Annotated in this window: 19 protein-coding genes; 9 read left to right on the top strand and 10 right to left on the bottom strand. The window is 64.2% G+C overall.

Annotated features, from left to right (window positions below):
- The first annotated feature begins 28 nt into the window (after nucleotides 1–28).
- A complete protein-coding gene (uvsE, locus tag FHR27_RS02240) occupies nucleotides 29–1,054 on the top strand; it encodes a UV DNA damage repair endonuclease UvsE (protein ID WP_042552154.1) in 1,026 nt (341 codons plus the stop codon).
- 159 nt (nucleotides 1,055–1,213) lie between these two features.
- Here uvsE and fadD1 read toward each other — a convergent pair whose 3' ends face one another.
- Entirely contained in the window at nucleotides 1,214–2,902 is a 1,689-nt protein-coding gene (fadD1, locus tag FHR27_RS02235; protein ID WP_179537669.1) for a long-chain-fatty-acid--CoA ligase FadD1, read from the bottom strand.
- 412 nt (nucleotides 2,903–3,314) lie between these two features.
- The gene (gene fadD2 / locus FHR27_RS02230; protein ID WP_179537668.1) at nucleotides 3,315–5,003 is read right to left on the bottom strand and encodes a long-chain-fatty-acid--CoA ligase FadD2; all 1,689 of its coding nucleotides are present in this window, start codon (nucleotides 5,001–5,003) and stop codon (nucleotides 3,315–3,317) included.
- Nucleotides 5,004–5,149: 146 nt separating this feature from the next.
- Between fadD2 and FHR27_RS02225 the strand changes: the two genes are divergently transcribed.
- The 6 genes from FHR27_RS02225 to codA all read left to right on the top strand — a co-directional run bounded on the left by FHR27_RS02225 (nucleotide 5,150) and on the right by codA (nucleotide 11,308).
- Nucleotides 5,150–6,112: an alpha/beta hydrolase gene (locus tag FHR27_RS02225; RefSeq protein ID WP_042552151.1), complete on the top strand. Its 963-nt coding sequence runs from the start codon at nucleotides 5,150–5,152 to the stop codon at nucleotides 6,110–6,112.
- Entirely contained in the window at nucleotides 6,109–6,579 is a 471-nt protein-coding gene (locus tag FHR27_RS02220; RefSeq protein ID WP_179537667.1) for a MaoC family dehydratase, read from the top strand. The genes FHR27_RS02225 and FHR27_RS02220 overlap by 4 nt, the downstream gene beginning before the upstream one ends.
- 228 nt (nucleotides 6,580–6,807) lie before the next feature.
- Nucleotides 6,808–7,314 (top strand): DUF1993 domain-containing protein, encoded by a 507-nt coding sequence (locus tag FHR27_RS02215; protein ID WP_042552149.1) that lies wholly within the window; start codon nucleotides 6,808–6,810, stop codon nucleotides 7,312–7,314.
- 252 nt (nucleotides 7,315–7,566) lie between these two features.
- Nucleotides 7,567–8,838 (top strand): cytosine permease, encoded by a 1,272-nt coding sequence (codB, locus tag FHR27_RS02210; RefSeq protein ID WP_179537666.1) that lies wholly within the window; start codon nucleotides 7,567–7,569, stop codon nucleotides 8,836–8,838.
- Nucleotides 8,835–10,076 carry a PucR family transcriptional regulator gene (locus FHR27_RS02205; RefSeq protein WP_179537665.1) on the top strand — a complete coding sequence of 414 codons (1,242 nt, stop codon included), beginning with the start codon at nucleotides 8,835–8,837 and terminating at the stop codon, nucleotides 10,074–10,076. The genes codB and FHR27_RS02205 overlap by 4 nt, the downstream gene beginning before the upstream one ends.
- Nucleotides 10,073–11,308 (top strand): cytosine deaminase, encoded by a 1,236-nt coding sequence (gene codA, locus FHR27_RS02200; RefSeq protein ID WP_179537664.1) that lies wholly within the window; start codon nucleotides 10,073–10,075, stop codon nucleotides 11,306–11,308. The genes FHR27_RS02205 and codA overlap by 4 nt, the downstream gene beginning before the upstream one ends.
- Before the next feature lie 679 nt (nucleotides 11,309–11,987).
- Here the strand turns inward: codA and FHR27_RS02195 are convergent.
- The 7 genes from FHR27_RS02195 to FHR27_RS02170 all read right to left on the bottom strand — a co-directional run bounded on the left by FHR27_RS02195 (nucleotide 11,988) and on the right by FHR27_RS02170 (nucleotide 16,659).
- Entirely contained in the window at nucleotides 11,988–12,839 is an 852-nt protein-coding gene (locus tag FHR27_RS02195) for an efflux RND transporter periplasmic adaptor subunit (protein WP_042552145.1), read from the bottom strand.
- 11 nt (nucleotides 12,840–12,850) lie between these two features.
- Nucleotides 12,851–13,054 (bottom strand): DUF1656 domain-containing protein, encoded by a 204-nt coding sequence (locus FHR27_RS02190; protein WP_042552144.1) that lies wholly within the window; start codon nucleotides 13,052–13,054, stop codon nucleotides 12,851–12,853.
- Nucleotides 13,041–15,026, bottom strand: coding sequence for an FUSC family protein (locus tag FHR27_RS02185; protein WP_179537663.1), 1,986 nt, complete (start codon nucleotides 15,024–15,026; stop codon nucleotides 13,041–13,043). The genes FHR27_RS02190 and FHR27_RS02185 overlap by 14 nt, the downstream gene beginning before the upstream one ends.
- A 222-nt stretch (nucleotides 15,027–15,248) precedes the next feature.
- Complete coding sequence (ccoM, locus tag FHR27_RS27080; RefSeq protein WP_042552142.1) at nucleotides 15,249–15,365, bottom strand: cytochrome c oxidase subunit CcoM; 117 nt, start codon at nucleotides 15,363–15,365, stop codon at nucleotides 15,249–15,251.
- Between the two features lie 216 nt (nucleotides 15,366–15,581).
- Nucleotides 15,582–15,743, bottom strand: coding sequence for a hypothetical protein (locus FHR27_RS02180; RefSeq protein ID WP_179537662.1), 162 nt, complete (start codon nucleotides 15,741–15,743; stop codon nucleotides 15,582–15,584).
- Nucleotides 15,740–16,366, bottom strand: a complete 627-nt coding sequence (locus FHR27_RS02175) for an alpha-ketoglutarate-dependent dioxygenase AlkB family protein (RefSeq protein ID WP_257026791.1) — start codon at nucleotides 16,364–16,366, stop codon at nucleotides 15,740–15,742. The genes FHR27_RS02180 and FHR27_RS02175 overlap by 4 nt, the downstream gene beginning before the upstream one ends.
- The gene (locus FHR27_RS02170; RefSeq protein WP_042552141.1) at nucleotides 16,363–16,659 is read right to left on the bottom strand and encodes a hypothetical protein; all 297 of its coding nucleotides are present in this window, start codon (nucleotides 16,657–16,659) and stop codon (nucleotides 16,363–16,365) included. The genes FHR27_RS02175 and FHR27_RS02170 overlap by 4 nt, the downstream gene beginning before the upstream one ends.
- A gap of 175 nt (nucleotides 16,660–16,834) precedes the next feature.
- On the opposite strand from FHR27_RS02170, the gene rapA reads away from it, so the two are divergent.
- Nucleotides 16,835–19,678, top strand: a complete 2,844-nt coding sequence (rapA, locus tag FHR27_RS02165; protein WP_179537661.1) for an RNA polymerase-associated protein RapA — start codon at nucleotides 16,835–16,837, stop codon at nucleotides 19,676–19,678.
- 394 nt (nucleotides 19,679–20,072) lie between these two features.
- Here the strand turns inward: rapA and FHR27_RS02160 are convergent, their stop codons facing one another.
- Nucleotides 20,073–20,894 (bottom strand): aldo/keto reductase, encoded by an 822-nt coding sequence (locus tag FHR27_RS02160; RefSeq protein ID WP_179540010.1) that lies wholly within the window; start codon nucleotides 20,892–20,894, stop codon nucleotides 20,073–20,075.
- Nucleotides 20,895–21,094: 200 nt separating this feature from the next.
- On the opposite strand from FHR27_RS02160, the gene FHR27_RS02155 reads away from it, so the two are divergent.
- On the top strand, nucleotides 21,095–24,205 hold the full coding sequence (locus FHR27_RS02155; RefSeq protein WP_179537660.1) for a transglycosylase domain-containing protein: 3,111 nt from the start codon (nucleotides 21,095–21,097) through the stop codon (nucleotides 24,203–24,205).
- The last annotated feature ends 449 nt before the right edge of the window (nucleotides 24,206–24,654 follow it).

Below are 24,654 nucleotides of genomic sequence, written 5' to 3'. Positions count from 1 at the left end.
CAGCGCTTTTTCATTTCCGAGGTTCCACATGTCGTCACCCCGCGTCGGCTTCGCCTGCCAATACCGCCACCCTGATCGCAGCTTGCCGGCCGGCGAGTTGAAAATCATCGAGGCGGCGTTCAACCCGCGCACCACCACCCTGCGCTGGATGGACAGCGTCGCCCAGGCGGCCGCGCACGCCAAGCTGGTCGAGATCGTCGAGCACAACCTGCAGGCTCAACTGCGTCTGCTCGCCTATGTCGCGAGCCTGCCGAAGCCGTTGCAGATGCTGCGCCTGAGCAGCGACCTGCTGCCGTTCTACAGCCACCCGAAGGTCAGCGCCTTCTATCAGGACCCGACCATCCAGCGGCGCCTGATCGAAGGCTTCGCGGCGATAGGCGATGCCGCCCGCGCGGCGAATATTCGTCTGTCCATGCACCCTGGCCAGTACTGCGTGCTCGGCTCCGACCGCCCGGATGTGGTCGAGAACAGCATCGCCGAGTTCGAGTACCACGCCGACATGATCCGCATGATGGGCTACGGCCGTCAGTTTCAGGATTTCAAATGCAACCTGCACATCGCCGGCAAGCTGGGTGGTGAAGGTACTCGCGCCGTCTGGGCGCGCCTGTCTCAGGAAGCGCGCCACTGCATCACCTTCGAGAACGACGAGAAGACCTACGGCGTCGACGCCTGCCTGGCCCTGGCCGATCTGGCGCCGGTGGTGCTGGACGTGCACCACTGCTGGATCCATGAGGACGACTACATCGACCCGCACGCTGACCGTGTGGCGCGCATCATCGACAGCTGGCGCGGCGTACGGCCGACCATGCACCTCTCGCAGCCACACGAAAGCCTGCAGGAGCTGGGGCTCAGCGCCGAGCGCAAGCTGGAAATGCCCGAGGTGCTGAAGGTCGTGCCGAAGCGCGAGCTCTATGGCCACAGCGCGCGCATGTGGAACCAGTGGACGAACGAGTACGTCCTGCAATTCCTCGACCGCTTCGACATCATGTTCGAGTCCAAGGACAAGAACGTGGCGACCCTGGAGTTTTACGAGCGGTATCTGAAAGCCGAGTAACCGGAGTGTGCTTGCTTAGCCTGGATCGAGCGTAGCGACACCCGGAAATTTGCCCTGGGTGTCGCTTCGCTCAACGCCAAGCGACGAGTGTCGAGGAAGCGCCGCCCGCACAACGCGAAAGGCCCTGCAGTGCAGGGCCTTTCGTGACAGCGCGCAGGGCTACTTCTTGCCGAGTTTCTTCAGTTCTTCGTCACGCAGTTCGCGGCGCAGGATCTTGCCGACGTTGGTGGTCGGCAGGCTCTCGCGGAACTCGACCTGCTTGGGTCGTTTGTAGCCGGTGAGGTTGTCGTGCATGTGCTGCAGGACTTGCTCCTTGGTCAGGGTCATGCCCGGCTTGACCACCACGAACACCTTGATCGACTCGCCGGAGCGCTCGTCCGGTACGCCGATGGCGGCACACTGCAGCACGCCTGGCAGGGTCACCAGCACTTCTTCCAGCTCGTTCGGGTAGACGTTGAAGCCGGACACCAGAATCATGTCCTTCTTGCGGTCGACGATGCGGATGTAGCCATCGGGCTGGATGATGCCGATGTCACCGGTCTTGAACCAGCCATTGGCGTCGATCACTTCGTCAGTGGCTTCCTGGCGCTGCCAGTAGCCCTTCATCACCTGCGGGCCCTTGATGCACAGCTCGCCGGTTTCCCCCAGCGCCAGATCGTTGCCCTGATCGTCGATCACCTTGAACAGGGTCGACGGTGCCGGAATGCCGATGGTGCCCAGCTGGATATTGGTAATCGGGTTCACCGACGCTACCGGGCTGGTTTCCGTCAGGCCGTAACCTTCGCAGATGGCGCAGCCGGTCACCTGTTTCCAGCGCTCGGCAGCCGCTTGCTGCAGCGCCATACCGCCGGACAGGGTGACCTTTAGCCTGGAGAAGTCGAGCTTCTGGAAACCTTCGTTGTTGCTCAGCGCCACGAACAGGGTATTGAGGCCAACGAAGCCGCTGAACTTGAACTTGGACAGGTCCTTGATCATGGTCGGCAGATCACGCGGGTTGGTGATCAGCAGGTTGTGGTTGCCACAGTGCATCATCGCCATGCAGTGAAAGGTGAAGGCGTAGATGTGGTACAGCGGCAGCGGCGCCACCAGGATCTCGTTGCCTTCGTTGAGGTTGGAGCCCATCAGCTCGCGGCACTGCAGCATGTTGGCGATCAGGTTGCGGTGGGTGAGCATCGCCCCCTTGGCCACGCCGGTGGTGCCGCCGGTGTATTGCAGCACGGCGACTTCGTGGGCGGCGGGGTTGGCTTCGCTGACGGCTTTGCCACGGCCCTGACTCAGGGCGTCGGTGAGTTTGATGGCGGCAGGCAGGCTGTAGGCCGGCACCATCTTCTTCACGTACTTGACCACGGCGTTGACCAGCAGGCGCTTGAGTGGCGACAGCATGTCGCCGACCTCGGTGATGATCACCGTCTTCACGCCGGTCTTGGGGACTACCTGCTCGGCCAGATGGGCCATGTTGGCCAGGCAGATCAGCGCCTTGGCGCCGGAATCCTTGAACTGGTGTTCCATCTCACGGGCGGTGTACAGCGGGTTGGTGTTGACCACCACCAGCCCGGCACGCAGCGCGCCGAAAACCACTACCGGGTATTGCAGAACGTTGGGCAGTTGCACGGCGATGCGGTCGCCGGGCTGCAGATCCGTGTGCTGCTGCAGATAGGCAGCGAAGTGACCGGAGAGCTCGAACAGCTCGCCGTAGGTCAGGGTCTTGCCCAGATTGGTGAAAGCGGGCTTGTCGGCGAAACGCTGGCAGGACTGCTTCAGCACCGCCTGAACGTTGGGGTACTGGTCGGGATCGATCTCGGCCGCGATCCCCTCGGGATACTTGTCCGTCCAGAAGTTTTCGGTCATGGACACCCACTCCTAAGCAACTGCTTGTCTTCACCGCGTATGCGGTTGTTTGTTGTATGTATGCCTGCCTGTTCGCCCCTGTGAGGCGCGAAGCGGGCCGAGAGTAGCAGAGTTGCCAGATACCGACCAGAGCTCGAAAAGGCCGGACAGTACTGAAAGTGACCATAATAAAACAAACGGTCACAAAACTTTTTTCACTCGGGATCGATTGGCAGAAATCATCGAACGGCAGGCAACGCCCATGATAGACGCCTGCAGCTTTTCCTGCCGGACCAGATTGGCAATCGCAGATGTACGTCAAAGAGAAGTGACCGCTGCAGCTCATCGGCCTCGCTCGCGCTGCCTGGGGCGAGCGAAGGACACCCGGGTCGGGCTCCCGGATGTCATCGCGCAGTCGGGGTTTCAGGAGCCCTTATGGATTGTCGCGCAGCTCGCGCCGCAGGATCTTGCCCACGTTGGTCATCGGCAGCGCGTCCCGGAAGACGATATGCCGCGGTACCTTGTAGCCGGTGAAGTTGTCCTTGCAGTAAGCCTTGAGCTCCTCGGCCGTCAGGCTCTCGTCGCGCTTGACCACGAACAGCTTGACCGCCTCACCGGATTTTTCATCGGGTACGCCAATCGCCGCGCAGCTGGCCACTTTGCTGTGGGCCATCACCACGTCCTCGATCTCGTTGGGGTACACGTTGAAGCCGGAGACGATGATCATGTCCTTCTTGCGGTCGACGATGCTCACGTAGCCGCCTTCATCGATCACCGCGATATCGCCGGACTTGAACCAGCCCTCGCGGTCCAGCACCTCGGCGGTGGCCTCCGGCCGATTCCAGTAGCCCTTCATTACCTGCGGCCCCTTGATGCACAGCTCGCCCCGCTCGCCCAGCGGCAGCTCGTTGCCGTCGTCGTCGATGACCTTGAAGGCCGTGGCCGGCACCGGAATGCCCACCGTGCCAAGCCGTGCATGCTCGCCATAGGGGTTGGCACTGGCGATCGGCGAGGTTTCGGTAAGCCCGTAGCCCTCGACCACCGCGCAGCCGGTCAGGCTCTGCCAGCGCTCGGCAGTGGCCTTGACCAGCGCGGTGCCGCCGGAATTGGTGACCTTGAGGTGGCTGAAGTCGAGCGTCTTGAAGTCAGGGTGATCCATCAGCGCCACGAACAGGGTGTTGAGCCCCAGCAGCGCGGAGAAGTCCCATTTGCGCAGCTCCTTGATGAAACCCGGAATGTCCCGTGGGTTGGTGATCAGCACGTTGTGATTGCCGTTGACCATCATGCACATGCAATTAACCGTGAAGGCATAGATGTGATAGAGCGGCAGCGGCGCGATCATCACTTCCTGGCCACGCTTCATCAGCGCAGTGCCGTCAGGCCCGTGCTGGGACATGCAGGCATCGGCCTGCAGCATGTTGGCGATCAGGTTGCCGTGGGTGAGCATGGTGCCCTTGGCCACCCCGGTGGTACCGCCGGTGTATTGCAGTACGGCTATATCGTCATGGGTGGCGGTGACCGGGCGAACCGAGAGGCTGGCACCCTCGCGAAGCACCCGTTTGAACGACAGCGCCTGGGGCAGATGGTAGTCGGGCACCATCTTCTTGACCTTCTTCACCACGGTGTTGACCAGCCAGCCCTTGAGCGTGGGCAGCAGGTCGCCCATGCGCGCTTCGATCAGGTACTCGATCTCGCTGTCGGGTAGCACCTCCTGCACCAGCTTGCCGAACATGTTCAGGTACACCAGCGCACGCACGCCGGCATCCTTGAACTGGTGGCGCATCTCCCGGGCGGTATACAACGGGTTGGTGTTGACCACGATCAGCCCGGCGCGCATCGCCCCGAATACGGCGATGGGGTACTGCAGCACGTTGGGCATCTGCACGGCGATGCGATCCCCCGGCTCGAGGTCGGTGTGCTGCTGCAGGTAGGCGGCGAAGGCACCGGAAAGCCGGTCCAGCTCGCCATAGCTCAGGGTTCTGCCCAGGTTGCTGAAGGCGGGCCGGTCCGCGAAGGCCCTGCAGGAGCGCTCGAACACCTCGAGCACCGACCCGTAGGCGTTCATGTCGATATCGTTGGGCACGCCAGCGGCGCGTTTGTCGTTCCAGAAATCAGGCTGCATTGTTGTTGTCCTCATTTCCCTGAATATCATTGAGCCTCAGAGAACTTAGCAGCCGACCAGCTACTCGCAAACCTACAATCAATACCGTGAATTTCAGCACCTGCACGGTCTACAATGCACGCCACCCGCAGGCTCAAGGAATTGCCATGCAGCACCACACCTTCTGGCTCGACAGCAGTGATGGCGTACCTCTGTACGTCAACCACTGGCGTGCCGAAGGCGCGCCCAGGGCGGTGGTGATGCTCGCCCATGGCATGGCCGAGCACAGCGGCCGTTATGCCCGTTTTGGCCAGGCACTGGTCGCGGCCGGTTTCGAACTCTACGCCCACGATCAGCGCGGCCATGGGCAGACGGCGCAGCATGGCAGCCTGGGTCACTACGCGGATCAGGATGGCTGGGCACGGGTGGTCGGCGATCTCTCGACGCTCAATCACCATATTCGTCAGCAGTGCCCGCAGACGCCCATCTTCCTGTTCGGCCACAGCATGGGCAGCTACATCGCCATGGCTTATCTGATGCACCAGAGCAGCGGTGTGCAGGGGGCGATTCTCAGTGGCTCCAACTACCAGCCATTGCGCCTCTACACGTCTGCCACGCTGATTGCCCGCTTCGAGCGTTGGCGCCAGGGCAAGAACGGCCGCAGTGCGCTGATCCACTGGCTGTCGTTCGGCGCCTTCAACAAGGCCTGCAAACCTGCCCGTACCGCTTTCGACTGGCTCAGCCGTGACCCGGCAGAGGTCGACCGCTACATTGCCGACCCGCTGTGCGGATTCCGTTGCAGCAACCAGTTGTGGCTCGATCTGCTCGAGGGCCTGCAGCGGATCACGCCGAGCGCCAACCTGAAACAGATCGACCCGAGGCTGCCGCTGCTGATCATCGGCGGTGACCACGACCCGGTCAGCCAGGGCCAGCGCCTGCAAGACCTGGCCGACGCCCTGAGCCGCTCGGGGCATGCCCGTACCACACTCAAACGCTACCCCCAGGCCCGCCACGAGCTGCTCAACGAGCTCAATCGTGACGAGGTCACCCGCGACCTGATCGACTGGCTGGAACAAACGCTCGAGCAGCCCCAGCAGCGACCCTTACATCCTCAGGAACCCACTCCATGACACAGAGCAGCAACACCCCTTACGAAGATCTCGACGTCGGCCAGACCGCCACTTACAGCAAGACCGTTGAAGAGCGCGACATCCTGCTGTTCGCCGCCGTTTCCGGCGACCACAACCCGGTGCATCTGGATGCCGAATACGCAGCCACCACCCTGTTCAAGGAGCGCATCGCCCACGGCATGTTCAGTGGCGCGCTGATCAGCGCCGCGGTGGCCTGCACCCTGCCCGGCCCTGGCACCATCTACGTCAGCCAGCAGATGACCTTTCAGAAGCCGGTGAAACTGGGCGACATTCTCACCGTGCGCCTGGAAATTCTCGAAAAGCGCCCCAAATTTCGCGTGCTGATCGCCACCCGCGTGTTCAACCAGAACGATGAACTGGTGGTCGATGGCGAGGCTGAAATCATTGCGCCACGCAAAGCGCTTACTGTAGAGCTGGCGACCCTGCCGCCGATCACTATTGGCTAGCAGGCTGTTGAAACTACCTGCGTTGCCATCGCAGCGTTAAAAACAGGCGCAAAATGCTCATGTACTAATCGTACGGTCGAGCGCGACCCCGGTCGCTTTTTCGCCTGTTTGTGCGGGGCCGCCATCGGTATTGCGCTGGCGGCCTCGCTTACGTTTTTCAAGCGCCTGCTTGTTCATATCCTGCGCAGGTCAGCCGATCTGCGCCCACGCATCTCTCTGGAGCACACCATGTCCCTGTCCATGCACAGCATCTCGATTCCGGTCTTCACCCGCCAACTGAACAACCTGTCGACCATCCTGGGTATCGCTGCGGCCAACGCCGAAACCCGCAAGATCGAGCAAGGCGTCTTTCTCAACGCACGTCTGGCCCCTGATATGTTCCCGCTCAGCCGCCAGGTGCAGATCGCCTGCGATACCGCGAAAAGCGGTGCGGCCCTGCTGGCCGGTGTAGAAGCCCCGAGCCACGCCGATGACGAAACCAGCATCGCCGAATTGCAGGCGCGCATCGCCAAGGTGCTGGAGTTCGTGGGAAGCATCAGCGCCGCGCAGCTCGACGGCAGCGAAGACCGCACCGTAACCCTCAAACGTCGTGACAAGGAGACCCATTTCCAGGGTCAGGCCTTCCTGCTCGATCACGTACTGCCGAACTTCTACTTCCACCTGACCACCACCTACGCGATCCTGCGCCACAACGGTGTCGATATCGGCAAGCGCGACTTCCTCGGCACCCGCTGAGCGAGTCGTATCGAAGCGCCCTGGCAAAGCGCTTTGCGTACGGACCGGTGACCGTCTTGGTGCATGGCCCTTTCGCCACGCACCAAGCCGAGTCAAAACTGTTTACACCTCACAAATAAAATCCTCATAAACGCCCGAAAAGCGCTTTTCCTTGTGCAACCCGCACAACCGGCACTGTACGACCCGCCAAACCGATTGGTTGGCACGTCGCCTGCTATAGCCATGCCTTCTCTCACTCCGTGGAGCCAGGCAATGACGCACACCACCACCGACAGCGACTACCCTCTGAGCGAGGTTCCAGCAGGCGCCCGCAAGGGTCTGTTCTCCACCTCGATCATGCTGTTCTCGTTCACCTTCTTCACCGCCACCATGTTCGCTGGCGGCAAGATCGGCATGGCCTTCGATTTCACCACCCTGATCTGGGCAGCCGTCATCGGCAACCTGCTGCTCGGCACCTATGCCGCGATACTGGGCCTGATCGCCTGCCGCAGCGGCCTGAACTCGGTGCTGATGGGCCGTTTCTGCTTCGGCGAGGCGGGCAGCAAACTGTCCGACGTGCTGCTGGGCTTCACCCAGATCGGCTGGTACGCCTGGGGCACCGCGACGGTCGCCATCGTGCTGGTGAAGATTCTCGGTCTATCGGAAAGCCTGATCATCCCGCTGATGGTGCTGTTCGGCTTCGCCTTCTGCATCACCGCGTTCATCGGCTACAAGGGCCTGGACATCCTCTCGCGGATCTCGGTGCCGGCCATGCTCGCCCTGCTGCTCTGCTCGCTGTGGATCGCCACCGACGACATCGGCGGCCTGAGTGCGCTGATGGCCATCGAGCCGACCCAGAGCATGACCCTGAGCGTGGCCATCACCATGGTCTTCGGCACCTTCGTCAGCGGCGCCACCCAGGCCACCAACTGGACACGCTTCGCCCGCACCGGGCGTATCGCGGTGATCGCCAGCATGGTCGGGTTCTTTCTCGGCAATGGCCTGATGATCGTTGCCGGTGCCTATGGCGCCATCGTCTACCAGCAACCGGACGTCGTAGAAGTGCTGGTCCTGCAGGGGCTGTCGATGGCGGCGGTGGTGATGCTGTTCCTCAACCTGTGGACCACCCAGGACAACACCATCTACAACTTCGCCGCAGCCGGCTGCAACCTGCTGCGCACCGGGCGCCGCAAAACGGTGACCGTGGTCGGCGCCGGGATCGGCACGCTGCTGGCCATCGGCGGCATGTACGAGATGCTGATCCCTTTTCTGATCCTGCTCGGCTCGATCATCCCGCCGATTGGCGGCGTGATCATGGCGGACTACTTCTACGGCCATAAAGGCAAGTACCCATTGCTCGCCGAGACCCGCCTGCCGGCGTTCAACTGGGTCGGCCTGGGCGCCTATGCCGTCGGTTCGCTGTGCGCCTACTTCTCGCCCTGGGTCGCGCCGCTGGTCGGCATCGCCGTCGCCGCGTTGGTGTACGTCAGCCTGTTCGAGGCGAAGAAACTGCTCGCCGCCCGCGCTCAGGTCGCTCGCGCATGAGCCTGAGCGTCGCCGATGTACTCGCCCTGCCCGGCCTGCATGACCTGCGCCTGCGCGCGGGCCAGACAGCACTGGGCAACCCGGTGCGTTGGCCTTACGTAGCGGAGAATGCGGAGATCGCCGACTGGGTGATGGGCGGCGAACTGGTTTTCGTCACCGGGATCAACCACCCCCGCGATGAGGCCAACCTGCTGCTTCTGGTACGCCAGGCAGTCGAGCGGGCTACGGCCGGCCTGGTGATTCTTACCGGTGCCGAGTACATCCAGAGCATCCCGGCAACGGTGGTGGCCGAAGCCGATCGCCTCGGCTTGCCACTGCTGGAGCAGCCCTACCAGTTGAAGATGGTGGTGGTGACCCAGGCCATCGGTACCGCGCTGGTCCAGCAACAGATGCTCGGCAGCTCGCGTCAGCACGTACTGGAGCAATTGCTGGAAGGTGACTATCAATCCCTGGAGATCCTGCTGCAGCGCGCCGCGAGCCTCGACCTGCCGCTGGGCGTGCCACGCCAGATCGCGCTGCTGCGCCTGCAGAACGGCGAGCGCCTGTTCGACGGCGAGGCTGCCGACAGCGGTGAACGCCTGCTGCGCGACAACCGCCAGTGCCTGCAGCAACGCCTGGAACAGTGCCTGCAGCGCCTCGGCGACGCCCTGCCGCTGATCAGCCAGGGCGAGCACTGGATCGCCCTGCTGCCCTGCACCAGCAGCCAGGACGAGCAACGCAACCGCAAGCTGCTGACCGAGCTGCTCGGCGAACTGGACGAACGTCTGCAGCCGCAACACGCGGTTCTCGGCCTCAGCAGTGGCAGCCATCCCCCCGAGCGCTTCGCCCGGGCCCTCGGTCAGGCGCGCCAGGCACTGGTCGCCGCCCAGGCCTTCCCGGAGCGGCTGGGGCTGTGCAGCTTCAACGAGCTGGGCGTGATCGAACTGCTCGCCGCGATCCGCGACCGCAGCCTGCTGGAACGCTTCGTCGAGCGTACGCTGGGGCCACTGATCGCCGATGATTCACGCCACGAGCCGGTGCTCATGCCAACGCTCGAAGCCTGGTTCTTCGAGAACGCCAACCTGGCCCTGGCCGCACAACGCCTGGGCGTGCACCGCAACACCCTGAGCTACCGTGTACAGCGTATCGAAGCGCTGACTGGCTGCTCGTTCGATGATCCGCACGACCGGCTGAATATCAGCATCGCCCTGCTGATTCGCCGCCTGTCGTCTCATAGCCTGCCAAGGAGTACCCCATGAACATCGTCAACGCCCGCCTGCGTGGCCGCGAAGGTCTTTTCCACATCGCGCTGGACGGCTCACAGATTGCCGCCATCACCGCACAGCCGGCTGCAGTCAATGCGACCGAAGGCGACCTCGACGCAGCCAGCAACCTGGTGATCGCCCCTTTCATCGAACCGCATATCCACCTGGACGCGACCCTGACCGCCGGTGAGCCGAGCTGGAACATGAGCGGCACGTTGTTCGAAGGCATCGAACGCTGGGCCGAGCGCAAGGCCCTGGTCACCCACGAGGACACCAAGACCCGCGCCAAGAAGACCATCGACATGCTGGTCGACCACGGCATCCAGCACGTGCGCACCCACGTCGACGTCACCGACCCGACCCTGGCCGCGCTGAAAGCGATGGTCGAAGTGCGCGAGGAAACCCGCCACTTGATCGACCTGCAGATCGTCGCCTTTCCCCAGGAGGGCATCGAGTCCTACGCCAATGGCCGCGCGCTCATGGAGCAGGCCGTGGAGCTGGGCGCCGACGTGGTCGGTGGCATCCCGCATTTTGAGAACACCCGCGACCAGGGCGTGTCGTCGATCAAGTTCCTGATGGACCTGGCCGAGCGCACCGGCTGCCTGGTGGATGTGCACTGCGACGAGACCGATGACCCGCAATCGCGCTTTCTCGAAGTGCTGGCCGAAGAAGCCCGCGTGCGCGGCATGGGCGCGCGCGTCACCGCCAGCCACACCACCGCCATGGGCTCCTACGACAACGCTTACTGTTCCAAACTGTTCCGCCTGCTGAAGATGTCAGGGATCAACTTCATCTCCTGCCCCACCGAAAGCATTCATCTGCAGGGCCGCTTCGATACCTACCCGAAACGCCGTGGCCTGACCCGCGTGGCCGAGATCGACCGCGCCGGCATGAACGTGTGCTTCGGCCAGGACTCCATCGTCGACCCTTGGTACCCGCTGGGTAACGGCAACATCCTGCGCATCCTCGAAGCCGGCCTGCATATCTGCCACATGCTCGGCTACGAAGACCTCAAGCGCAGCCTGGACCTGATCACCGACAACAGCGCCCGCACCCTGCACCTGGGTGAGCGCTACGGCATCGAAGTGGGTCGCCCGGCCAACCTGCTGATTCTTTCGGCCCCCGACGATTACGAGATGATTCGCACCCAGGGCCATGCCCTGGTATCGGTACGCCACGGCGAAGTGCTGATGCGCAGAACCCCGGCGAGCCTGCAGCGCGGTTGAGCATCGCACGCGTACCGGATCGCCAGACGCTGCATTCGCAGGAGCCCCGACCCCGGGGCGAATCGTGGGCAAAACTCGATATCGGTGCTGCCCGAACTACTCGCCGCGGGGCGCGGCTACACGAATGCTGCATCTCCCACCGACCGTAGGAGCGTCGCCCCCGGCGCGAAAACGATTGCGGCCGCTCCGCAAGACCGCAGCGCTACCGCCATTCGCCGCGAGGTCGCGGCTCCTACGCAAATGCGCCATTTCCGCCGACCGTAGGAGCGTCGCCCCCGGCGCGAAAGCGATTGCGGCCATTTCACAACACCGCAGCGCTACCGCCATTCGCCGCGGGGTCGCGGCTCCTAAGCAAATGCGGCATTTCCGCCGACCGTAGGAGCGTCGCCCCCGGCGCGAAAACGATGGTGGCCGCTCTGCAACACCGCAGCGCTACCGCCGTTCGCCGCGGGGTCGCGGCTCCTACGCAAATGCGGCATTTCCCGCCGACCGTAGGAGCGTCGCCCCCGTCGCGAAAACGATTGCGGCCATTTCACAACACCGCAGCGCTCCCGCCATTCGCCGCGAGGTCGCGGCTCCTACGCAAATGCGGCATTTCCCGCCGACCGTAGGAGCGTCGCCCCCGGCGCGAAAACGATTGCGGCCGCTCTGTAACACTCCAGTCGGGCTACGGAAGCGGTCATTCCACCCGCACGCTGGCGGTCATGCCGGCACTCAACTGGACGTTTTCGGGCATGCCGTCGAGCTTGATGCGTACCGGGATGCGCTGGGCCAGGCGCACCCAATTGAAGGTTGGTTCGACATTGGCCAGCAACTGGCCGTCCGGGCTGGCGTTGCGGTCGGTGATGCCGCGGCTGATGCTTTCCACTTCACCACGGATCTCCTGTTCGCCGCCCATCAACCAGACCTCGACCGGCGCACCGACCTGAATGCGCGGCAACTTGGTTTCCTCGAAATACGCCTGCACGTAGAACGAGTTGGTATCCACCAGCGCCATCACCGACTGGCCCGCCGTCACGTAGTTGCCCTGCGCCAGCACCAGGTTGGTGACCTGACCGTCACGGGGCGCGCGCACTTCACTGCGCGCCAGGTTGAGCTGGGCGATACGCAGGTCGGCCTGGGCCTCGCGGAATTCGCTGCGCGCCATCTCGGCGTTGATCTGCGCGTTCTCGCGCAGTTCCGCGCTGATCGCCTGGGAGCCCAGGCGCGCGCGCCGGGAGGCTTCGTGTTCACGCAGGCTGAGCTGCTGCTTGCGGATATCCACCACGGCCTGAGCCTTTTCCACCGCGGCCTGGTAGCGGTCACGGTCGATGCTCATCAGCAGATCGCCCGCCTTCACCTGCTGGTTGTCGCGCACCTCGAGCTCGACCACCCAGCCCGATACGTCCGGCGCGATGGTCACCACGTCGGCACGTACCCGGGCATCGCGGGTCCACGGCGAATACATGTAGTGCTGCCAGATCCAGGAGCCGGCGAGAACCGCCGCAACCACCATGGCCAGGGTAATGCCGACGCGAATCGTCGAACGCATGTCGTTTCTCCTCAAGTTCCCAGAACGGCGATGATTGCCGCCAGGACACAGACGAACAGGGCGCAATCGAACAGGGCTTCGTGCCAGATCCATTGCGCCAATCCCACGCGCTGCAGCCCCATGCGCAATACGCCGGTGAGCAGCAACGCCAATACCGCATAGGCCGCCATGGGGCTCAGCAATACGCCGCCCAGCGACCATTCATGCAAGCCCATGGGCTTCTCCTCTCAGGTGGCACCAGTGGCGCCAGCCGCTTCGCAATTGCAGCAGTGCAGCCTCGGCCAAGCGTTTATCGACACTGGGCGCACAGGCGCGCAGGGCATCCTGCAGATCCGCCACGGGGCCGTTCAGGTCATCCTCGCGGCCCGGTGCAGGGCCGCGCTCCAGCACATCATCGAGACGCCGCAGAAAACGGCGCTGGGAGCGGGCCAGTTCGGGATCGGCGTTGGCCAGGCAGGCGCGCAGGTGCAGCAGTTCGTCCCCCAGATCGAGACCGGCCACGCCGTCGTCCCAGCGGCTGCGCGCCTGATCCGGCCGCGCCGGATAATGCCGGGCGAGCTGCAGCAAGCGGTCGGCCATGCGCCCACCGAACCAGTTTTCCGCACGGCCCAGCTCGCGCCGGGTCAGGCGGCCGAGATCCACCAGAATCGCATGCATCAGGCGCCTGCCATGCCACACCGGATTGCGCAGCACCACCAGGCGGAACGCCAGCACGGCGATGCCGACGCCCAAGAGCATGCCCGGCGCCTCGTTGAGAAAGAACTCGACGTTGTAACCGACACCCGGTGCGGGCAGGCAAAGCACGATGAAGTGCAGGCAGAACGCTGTCGATGTGGCTGCCATCGGCGGCTTCGCCATTCCCAGTACACCAAAGAACAAAGGCACGCCGAGCACCAGGCAGAGCATGACGAACCCGTCGATCTGCGGCATCAGGATCTGCCCGACGAAGAACGCCACCGGCAGCGCATAAAGGATGCCGCGCAGGAACATCATGCCGATCTGCGGCGCCGCTTCGAGCCGGGCGAACAGGCTGCAGACCACGCAGGCCAGCAGCATGGCACCGGTGGCATGGGTCCAGGCGGTGGCCAGCCAGAAGCTCGCCAGCGTGAGAAACGCGAGGGCGCTGCGCGAGCCATACACCAGGGCACTCTGCCAATCGTAATGCCAGGACAGCGCACGCGGTGCATCGGCAGGCGCCCTGCCCTGTTCGACGGCGAGCAGGGCCCGGCTGGCCTCCTCGATGCGCAGCAGCAACACCGCCATGCGCTCCAGGCACAGTTGCTGGCCGCTGTTCAATTCATCGTCCTGCGCGGCCTGGCGCAGGCGTTCTATCAGTACCGGCAGATCGCCCTGGGCCTGCTGCAAGCGCTCGTCCACCTCTTGCAGCCACGGGGCGACTGCTTCGGCTTCGCTGCTACTCAACTGCCGCCATTGCCGTGCCACACCACGGGCCAAGCGCAGCACGCCAAGCAGGTCGCGACTGAGCACGCGCAGGGCAATGGCGCGCTGGCGGCCGCGCTCCCCTTCGAACCAGGCGTGCTCACGCTGGGCGTCCACGGCGACGATACGGGCCAGCGCTTCCAGCAGCCCCTGACGTGCCTCTGCCTCGCCGGTCAACGCCTGACGCGCGGCCTTGATGCCGGTCTGCCAGGCATCTCGCGCTTGCTGCGCCAGCTGGCGCTCGACCCGCTGCGGCCACAGCAAGGCGCTGCTGAGCGTGGCGCAGACGATGCCCAGGCAGATCTCCGTGGAACGGGCAATGGCCTCGTCGAAGATCACATGAGGCTTGCCGATGGCCGGCAGGCCGATGATCGCCACCGTGTAGCCGGCGAGCACGAAGGCATAGGACCAGGCGCTGCGCAGCATGGTCGAAGCTGCCGTGCACATCCCCAGCCACAACGCGAAGGCGAGCAGGAACAGCAGTGGGGTCTGGGCGAACAGCGCCATCATCACCACCGCCATGAAGGTCCCGACCAGGGTGCCGAGCAGGCGCGCCAGGCCCTTCTGCACCACCATGCCGGACAATGGCTGAGCGACGATGAAGGCGGTCATCAATGCCCACTGCGGCTGTTCCAGCCCCAAACGCAACGCGAGCCAGAGCGCCAGACCGCCACCGAGCAGGGTCTTGATCGCGAACTGAATGGCTTGCGGGCTTGGCGCGATGAACGCCAGCAGGGAATCACGCACGATGGTTACCTGACACGCTGGTTACCTGAAAAGCGGCACTTGTCTGAACATAGCCGTAGCGAAACGGTTCCGCCTCCGTGCAGAAAGGCAAATTATTAGCTAGCTAACTATATGCTGTCCAGAGGGCTATCTCGCTTTCACCTGCGCTCGCCTGAAAAAATGCGCACGAAAAAAAGGGCGACCGAAGTCGCCCCAATGCCTTGCGTGCTCGTGAATCCGTATTCAGCGCGGCTTTTTCTTGCTGGCGTCTCTCCAGATGAAATACGTGAACCCGGCGCAGAACAGGACCATCAGTCCCACGGTGCCGATACCGGCGAGAACCACCACGTCGACGAACATGTTGCCTCCTGCATCCGTTGCTCGGGTATGGGGCTACGTTAACAGCGCAGCGCCTGAGGCCATTGATCCAGATCAAGGGCAGCGCTGCGCCGGCTGCAAACGGCTGGAAGCAGGTGATCTGGGTCAACGGGAGGCTGCGCGCAGCCACGAGCGGGATGCGCGACGGGAAATCAGCAGAGCAAGGCAGGCGACAGCCGCATGCGGCGCGGCGAACCGTCAGCGCTTCTTCGGCTTGCCCTTGGACTTCTTCTTGCCTTTGGGCATCGGCAGAGCCTGCTCGAAGGCATTGCGCATCTCTTCGAGCTTTTTGTCGCGCAGGTCATGGATGCGCTTGTCGCGCTCGGCGGTGAAGTCGATCAGTTTCACATCGTTGCTCATAGCGGCGCCCGGATCAGACGAAACGTAAGGTTCAGGCGTGGCGCGCACGGCTTGCGCGTTTTCGCCACCTGATGCTGCCAATGATGCTGGGTCTGGCCGCCCATGACCAGTAGCGAGCCATGCGCCAGCGTAAGCGAATGTTCGATGCGGTTGTGGCCCTTGCGGCGCAGGTCGAAGCGGCGCTCGCCTCCCAGGCTCAGGGACACCACCAACGGCTCATCGCCCAGCTCGCGCTCGCCATCGCTGTGCCAGCCCATGGAATCCTGACCGTCGCGGTAATAGTTGAGCAGCGCACCGTTGAGCGGGCAGCCCAGCATCTCCACCAGACGCTGGCGAATCTCGGCGAGCAGCGGTGTCCAGGGCAGCGGCTGATGGGTCATGCCGGAGTAGCGATAACGCGCGTCGGTGTCGCCGTACCAGGCGGTCAGCCGCGGCACCGGATGACGACGGCCATAGAGCACGACCTCGGGCTGCTGCCAGGGCGTCTCGCTGACCAGTCGCTCGAGCCAGTGATCCGCCGTAGCGCGGTCGAGCCAGGCAGGCAGATAGCGCAGGTCGGCATCCGCCAGGTTCAGATCCGGGCTGTCGAACAGATCAGCCGGGGTGGGATCGATGCCGCTCAAACCTCGACATCCACCCACAGCCCCTGACGAGGCAATTGCTCGATGGCAGGCTCGTCGGCTTCATCGACATCGCCTTCGGCAAGCTCCGCCGCGCTGTAACCACGCCGTTGGCGACGACGCTGTTCTTCACGCAAGCGCTCCTCCACTTCCTGGGGGTGACGCTTGTCGAGACCGACCGCATCCTCCTGGGCCGCCTCGGCGGTGGGGGTTACCGGGGCGATTTCCGGGCGCGGCTTGACCACGTCCTGCTGGGCAGTGACTGGAACCAGGCTGTGGGGAATCGGTGGCAACATGGATGAACTCCCTTTGGAGTCTTGTCGGCAGTCGCATGGGCGACTTTAGCGTACGGTGGCTACACTTTCGACCGGGCATCCGTCAGTAAGTGCCAAATCCACAGCATGCACCTTTGGCCGAGGCCCGGCGTTTCCGGTACCATAGCCGGCTTTTTCACAGGTGGAGACAGGCAGCATGGCGGAGTATCAACCGGGGCAACGCTGGATCAGCGACAGCGAAGCGGAACTGGGCTTGGGAACCATCCTCATGCAGGACGGCCGCATGCTCACCGTGCTCTACCCGGCCACGGGAGAAACCCGCCAGTACGCAACCCGCAATGCGCCACTGACCCGCGTGCGTTTCTCTCCGGGCGACGAGATCACCCACTTCGAAGGCTGGAAGCTGACCGTGCGCGAAGTCGACGATGTCGACGGCCTGCTGGTCTACCACGGTCTCGACGCGCAGAACCAGAACGTCACGCTGCCGGAAACCCAGCTGTCCAACTTCATTCAGTTCCGCCTCGCCAGCGACCGCCTGTTCGCCGGGCAGATCGATCCGCTGCCTTGGTTCTCGCTGCGCTACCGCACCCTGGAGTTCACCAGCAAGCAGGTGCAATCCTCGCTGTGGGGCCTGGGCGGCGTACGTGCACAACCCATCGCCCATCAGTTGCACATCGCCCGTGAAGTCGCCGACCGCATCGCCCCGCGCGTTCTGCTGGCCGACGAAGTGGGCCTGGGCAAGACCATCGAGGCCGGCCTGGTGATCCATCGCCAGCTGCTCTCCGGGCGCGCCAACCGCGTGCTGATTCTGGTACCGGAAAACCTGCAGCACCAGTGGCTGGTGGAAATGCGCCGACGCTTCAATCTGGAAGTGGCGCTGTTCGACGCCGAACGCTTCATCGAGAGCGATGCCAGCAACCCGTTCGAAGACGCGCAATTGGCACTGGTCGCGCTGGAGTGGCTGTGCGAGGACGAAAAGGCCCAGGACGCGCTGTTCGCCGCCGGCTGGGACCTGATGGTGGTCGACGAAGCTCACCACCTGGTCTGGCATCCGGAAAAGGCCAGCCGCGAATACAGCCTGGTCGAGCAACTGGCCGAAGTGATCCCTGGTGTGCTGCTGCTCACCGCCACCCCGGAACAGCTTGGCCAGGACAGCCACTTCGCACGTCTGCGTCTGCTCGACCCGAACCGTTTCCATGACCTGGCCGCGTTCCGCGCCGAAAGCGCCAACTACCAGCCGGTCGCCGAAGCCGTACAGGAGCTGCTCGACAAGGGTCGCCTGTCCGACGAGGCCCACAAGACCATCCAGGGTTTCCTGGGTGCCGAGGGTGAAGCCCTGCTCGCCGCGGTCGCCGACGGTGACAGCGAAGCCAGCGCCCGCCTCACCCGCGAGCTGCTCGACCGCCATGGCACCGGCCGCCTGCTGTTCCGCAACACCCGTGCTGCGGTGCAGGGTTTCCCCGAGCGCGAACTGCACGCCTACCCGCTGCCGAGCCCCGACGAATACATGGAGCTGCCGCTGGGCGAGCATGCCGAGCTGTACCCGGAAGTCAGCTACCAGGGCCAGGCGGAGATCGAGGACGAGCAGCGCTGGTGGCGCTTCGACCCGCGTGTCGAGTGGCTGATCGACACCCTGAAGATGCTCAAGAAATTCAAGGTACTGGTCATCTGCGCTCACGCCGAGACCGCCATGGATCTGGAAGACGCCCTGCGCGTGCGCTCCGGCATTCCGGCCACGGTGTTTCACGAGGGCATGAGCATCCTCGAGCGTGACCGCGCCGCCGCCTATTTCGCCGATGAAGAATTCGGCGCCCAGGTGCTGATCTGTTCGGAAATCGGCAGTGAAGGCCGCAACTTCCAGTTCGCTCACCACCTGGTGCTGTTCGATCTGCCGGCGCATCCGGATCTGCTCGAGCAGCGTATCGGCCGTCTCGACCGTATCGGCCAGAAGCACAAGATCCAGCTGCACGTGCCGTACATGGAAAACAGCCCGCAGGAACGTCTGTTCCAGTGGTATCACCAGGCGCTGAACGCCTTCCTGGCTACCTGCCCGACGGGTAACGCCCTGCAGCATCAGTTCGGCAGCCGCCTGCTGCCGATGCTGGAAAACGCCGACGATGGTCAGTGGCAAGCGCTGATCGACGAAGCCACTGCCGAGCGCCAGCGCCTGGAAAGCGAACTGCACGCCGGTCGCGACCGCCTGCTGGAGCTCAACTCTGGCGGTGCCGGTGAAGGCGAAGCGCTGGTCGACGCGATCCTCGAGCAGGACGACCAGTTCGCCCTGCCGATGTACATGGAGCAGCTGTTCGACGCTTTCGGCATCGACAGCGAGGATCACTCGGACAATGCCCTGATCCTGCGCCCCAGCGAGAAGATGCTCGATGCCAGCTTCCCGCTCGGCGACGACGAAGGCGTGACCATCACCTACGACCGTGACCTGGCGCTGTCGCGCGAGGACATGCAGTTCCTCACCTGGGAACACCCCATGGTGCAGGGCGGCATGGATCTGGTGCGCTCCGGCTCGATGGGCAACACCTCGGTGGCGCTGATCAAGAACAAGGCGCTCAAGCCCGGCACCGTGCTGCTGGAGCTGCTCTACGTCAGCGAAGTGGTCGCACCACGCAGCCTGCAACTGGGTCGCTACCTGCCGCCAGCGGCGCTGCGCTGCCTGCTCGATGGCAATGGCAACGATCTGGCCAGCAAGGTCTCCTTCGAAACCCTCAACGACCAGTTGGAAAGCGTGCCCCGGGCCAGCGCCAACAAGTTCGTACAGGCGCAGCGTGATGCGCTCAACCCGCAGATCGCTGCCGGTGAAGCGAAGATCCAGCCACGCCATGTCGAACGCGTCAGCGAGGCCAAACGTCGCCTGGCCGCCGAGCTGGACGAGGAACTGGCCCGCCTGACCGCCCTGCAAGCAGTCAACCCGAGCGTCCGCGACAGCGAACTGACAGCGCTGCGTGAACAACGCGAACAGGGCCTGGCCATGCTCGACAAGGCCGCCCTGCGCCTGGAAGCGATTCGAGTGCTGGTCGCCGGTTGAGCCAATACGCTCGCCCTTCTTGCGCAGGGCGGGCGTGCCTTCGGTGCAGCGCGAAGAGCGCCAACATCGCGGCTGTCTTGCCGCATGGGTTGGCGCTGCCAGCGCCATTCGCCGCGGGGCGCGGCTCCTACGGGATCAACGAACACCGCTGATCGAGTAGGGGCGTCGCACCGGCGCGAATCGGTTGCGGCCCTGTCGCACATCTGGCGGCGCCTGCGCCATTCGCCGCAGTGGCGCGGCTACCGGGTCAACGAACACCGCTGATCGAGTAGGAGCGTCGCCCCGGCGCGAATCGGTTACGGCCTTGCCGGGCAATCGGGACTCTACGCCGAACCCTTGATGGGTATTGCTTCGCTCAATACCATCCTACGGCCGTCTTGCGTCCCAACCATCCCTACACCATCTGTAACCGCTGCTTGCGCGCCGGCGCTGGGTAGGCGCTGTCGATCGCCTGCAAATCGGCTTCGCTGAGCTGCAGGTCGGCAGCGGCGGCATTTTCGGCCAGATGCAGCGGGTCACCGGCCTTGGGAATCACCAGCACATTCGGCTGACGAAGGGCCCAGGCCAGTGCCACCTGCGCGGCACTCACCCCATGCTGCTGTGCGACCTGCCCCATGGCTCGATTGGCCAGCAGCGCCCCACCCTGCCCCAGCGGACAGTAAGCCATCAATGGCATGCCCTGGCGTTGCTGCCACGGCAACAGGTCGAACTCCACGCCGCGCTCTTGCGGGTTGTAGAGCACCTGGTTGGTGGCACAGGCTGGATCACCGAGTTCTTCCAGATCATCGAGATCGAAGTTGGACACGCCCCAGCGGCCGATCTTGCCCTGCTCGCGCAGCCGTTCGAAGGCCTCGACCGTTTCCGCCAGCGGATACTGCCCGCGCCAGTGCAGCAGATACAGGTCGAGATGATCGGTACCCAGGCGCTTCAGGCTGCGTTCGCAGGCCGCCGTCACACCCGCGCGGCTGGCGTTGTGCGGGTAGACCTTGCTGACCAGAAACACCTGATCGCGGCGACCCGCGATGGCCTCGCCGACCACCTCCTCCGCACAGCCCTCGCCGTACATCTCGGCCGTGTCGATGAGGCGCAGGCCACGCTCGAGCCCCTCGCGCAACGCCGCCACCTCGGCCCGCCGCTGCCCCGGATTCTCGCCCATCCGCCAGGTACCCTGACCTATCACCGGTACCTGAGCGCCGGCCAATTCGAGTGTTCGCATCATGCTTCCTCCTGCTGATTGCATCCTGACCCGCCTGCCACCCGTGGGTTCAGATTCTGCGCCAAGGATCATGCCCGGCGTAGAGCGCCCGCCTGCAATCGTCGTTCACGTTCCGACACGAGTTTTCTGCTCAGTGGACAGGGCACGCCGCCACCCAGCGACTACGCTAGTGATAAAGGACAAGCCAGGGCCAACTCACTATGGGCGCACTATGGCGATCCGACCCAGCACCGCCTGTAAGCGAGCGCAAAGCCGCTACCGCGGTGCAGCTCGAACCTCGGCGGCAGTCCCACCCTGTGCGCTGGGCAGTCGGCGTCATCCTGATGCTTCTGCTGGTGATCGGCGCGGCTCTGCTGATCTATGAACTGCGCACCGCCTACTTCCAGTCCAGCGAACTGAGCCGCTACGCCGCGCAGCTGACCTATCAGGTCGAAAACGGCCCCAGCGACGCGATCATTTACCCGGGTGCCGGTCCTTTCGATCAACGCATGGGTTACAGCCACCTACCTACTTTCATCGAGCGCCTGCAGAGCCGAGGCTTCGAGGTGTTGCAGCAGAGTCACTTCTCTGCGGCGCTGATGGCTTACGCCGAACGCGGCTTGTTCCCGCCCTTCGCGGAAAAGGCGCAGACCGGGGTCAATATCGAAGACTGCCGTGGCTCGCCCTTCTACACCGTGCGCAATCCCCGACAACGCTACCCGAGCTTCACCGCCATTCCGCCACTGGTGGTCGGCAGCCTGCTGTTCATCGAAGACCGCAAGCTGTTGGCCAGCGAGCCCGCCGAAGCGAACCCGGCGGTGGACTGGCCGCGTTTCAGCAAGGCGGCGCTCTCGCAGATTGGCAAATACGTCGGCATGCAGGACCAGTCCGCGGGCGGCAGCACCCTGGCCACGCAACTGGAGAAGTACCGGCATTCGCCAGATGGCATCACCCATGCGCCCGCGGAGAAACTGCGGCAGATGGTATCGGCCAGCGTGCGCGCCTATCAGGGCGGCCCACAAACCCTCGAAGCCCGGCAGAACATCGTGCGTGACTACCTCAACAGCGTACCGCTATCGGCTGCACCGGGGCACGGCGAGGTACACGGCCTGGCCGACGGCTTGCGCATCTGGTACGGCGCCGACTTCGCCACCACCAACCGCCTGCTCGACCCGCAGCGCTCCAGCGACGCCAGCCTGGCCGAACGGGGCTTGGCACTGCGTCAGGTGCTGTCGCTGATGATCGCCCAGCGGCGGCCCTCGTACTACCTGTCGAAGGGCCGTGACGAGCTCGCCGAGCTGACCGACAGCCACCTGCGCCTGCTGGCCAGCGGCGGCGTGCTCGACGACGACCTGCGCGATGCCGCTCTGGCCCAGAAGGTGACCTACCGCGACTGGCAGACCGACCCCAACCTGCAACGGGTCGATAGCGACAAGGGCATCAGCATGGCCCGGGCGCGGCTGGCCAGCCTGCTCAACCTGTCCTACTACCAGCTCGACCGCCTCGATCTGGATGCCCGTTCCAGCCTCAACTCGGACCTGCAGCAGCAGGTCAGCCTGTACCTCGAACGACTCGCCGACCCGGCATTCGCCGAAAGCGTCGGGCTGTTCGGCGACCGCCTGCTGTCGCCCAGCAAGACCGCCGACGTGCGCTACAGCTTCACCCTGTTCGAGCGCACACCCAATGGCAATCAGGTTCGAGTACAAACCGACAACACCCACCAGCCGTTCGATATCAACGAAGGCAGCAAGCTGGAACTGGGCTCCACCGCCAAATTGCGGGTAATGGCCACCTACCTGGAAGTGATCGCCGAACTGCATGCACGGCACGCCGGCATGAGCGCTGCACAACTGCGCGCTCAGGATATCGCCGACCAGGATCTGCTCAGCCGCTGGGCCATCGACTACCTGCTGCGCAACCCGGGGGCAGACCTTACCAGCATGCTCGACGCGGCACTGGAGCGGCGTTACTCGGCCAGCCCGGCGGAGCGCTTCTTTACCGGCGGTGGCCTGCATACCTTCGGCAACTTCCGCCGCGAGGACAACGGCCGGCTGCCAACCCTGCGCGAGTCACTGCGCGAATCGATCAACCTGCCGTTCATCCGCCTGATGCGCGATCTGGTGCGCTACAGCACCTATCAGGCACCGGGCAACAGCGCCGAGTTGCTCAAGGACGACAAGGACCCAAGGCGCCAGGAGTACCTGAGCCGCTTCGCCGACCGCGAGGGCACCACCTTTCTGTTGCGCTTCTGGCGCAAGTACCAGGGCCAGTCCGCCCAGGAGCGGCTGGACACCTTCATCGGTGGCCTGCGCCTCACCGATACGCGCCTGGCGGCCGTGCACCGCTATCTGATGCCGGGTGTCGATCAGGCCACGTTCGGTAGCTTCATCAAGGCCCACCTGCCAGGCAGCCCACCAAGCGAAAAGCGCATCGCCGATCTGTATACCCGCTATGGGCCGGGTGCCTTCAGCCTGCCGGACCAGGGCTACATCGCCCGGGTACATCCGCTGGAACTGTGGCTGCTCGCCTACCTGATCGATCATCCACAGGCGGCTTTCGATGACGCCGTGGCCGCCAGCCGCGACGAACGCCAGGAGGTCTACGGCTGGCTGTTCAAGAGCCGCCACAAGAGCGCTCGGGACAGCCGCATCCGCATCATGCTGGAAGTCGAAGCCTTCCTGGATATCCATCAGCGCTGGCAGAACCTGGGCTACCCCTTCGAGTATCTGGTGCCGTCCCTGGCCACCGCCATCGGCAGCTCGGGTGACCGGCCAGCGGCATTGGCCGAGCTGATCGGCATCATCCAGAACGACGGCGTGCGCCTGCCCACGGTGCGTATCGACAGCCTGCACTTCGCCGCCAACACACCCTACGAAACGCGCCTGGGCCATGTGCTGGAATCTGGCCGCCGGGTAATGGCGCCGGAGGTCGCCGCAGCGCTGCGCGAGGCGCTTTCCCAGGTGGTCGATGGCGGCACGGCACGGCGCCTGCAAGGCACCTTCACCCTGGCCGACGGCAGCCCGCTGATCCTCGGCGGCAAGACCGGCACCGGCGACAACCGCCTGACCAGCGTGGGCCGCGGTGGCCAGGTGATCAGCTCACGGGTACAGAACCGCACCGCCACCTTCGTGTTCTTTCTCGGCCCGGATCACTTCGGCACCCTCACCGCCTTCGTGCCCGGTCGTGCAGCGGAAAGCTTCCGCTTCACCTCGGCGCTACCCGTGCAGGTGCTCAAGGGCATGCAGCCGATTCTCGCCCCCTACCTGCAAACTGCCGCCCGCACCCTCTGCGCCCCACCTCCCCAACAACAGACGGCGCAATTGATACGCTAGAGCGTGATCGTCATGCACGAGAGCCGTAGGGTGGGCTTCAGCCCACCAATCGCCCACCCCAAAAGGGATCCGACACCCACTGCCAAGTGCACGGCAGCCACCACCCAGTCAGGATTCGATTCGGCTGGTGGGCTGAAGCCCACCCTACGGGACTTCGCGGGCAATCCAGCCAGCGTGAACATTGTGGGAGCGCGCCATGCGCGCGAAATCACGGGCATGGCCCGTTCCCACAGGTAGGGCATCGGCGCGCCTACAGAGCCTGCTTGCAGCCGTAGAGTGGGCTTCAGCCCACCAATTGCCCGCCCCCAACAGAGATCCGACCCCCACTGCCAAGAGCACGGCAGCCACCACCCAGTCAGGATTCGATTCAGCTGGTGGGCTGAAGCCCACCCTACGGGACTTCGCGGGCAATCCAGCCAGCGTGAACATTGTGGGAGCGCGCCATGCGC

It is taken from the genome of Pseudomonas flavescens (genome assembly GCF_013408425.1).
Lineage (GTDB): Bacteria > Pseudomonadota > Gammaproteobacteria > Pseudomonadales > Pseudomonadaceae > Aquipseudomonas > Aquipseudomonas fulva_A.
This window is presented reverse-complemented; position numbering and strand designations above follow the sequence as displayed.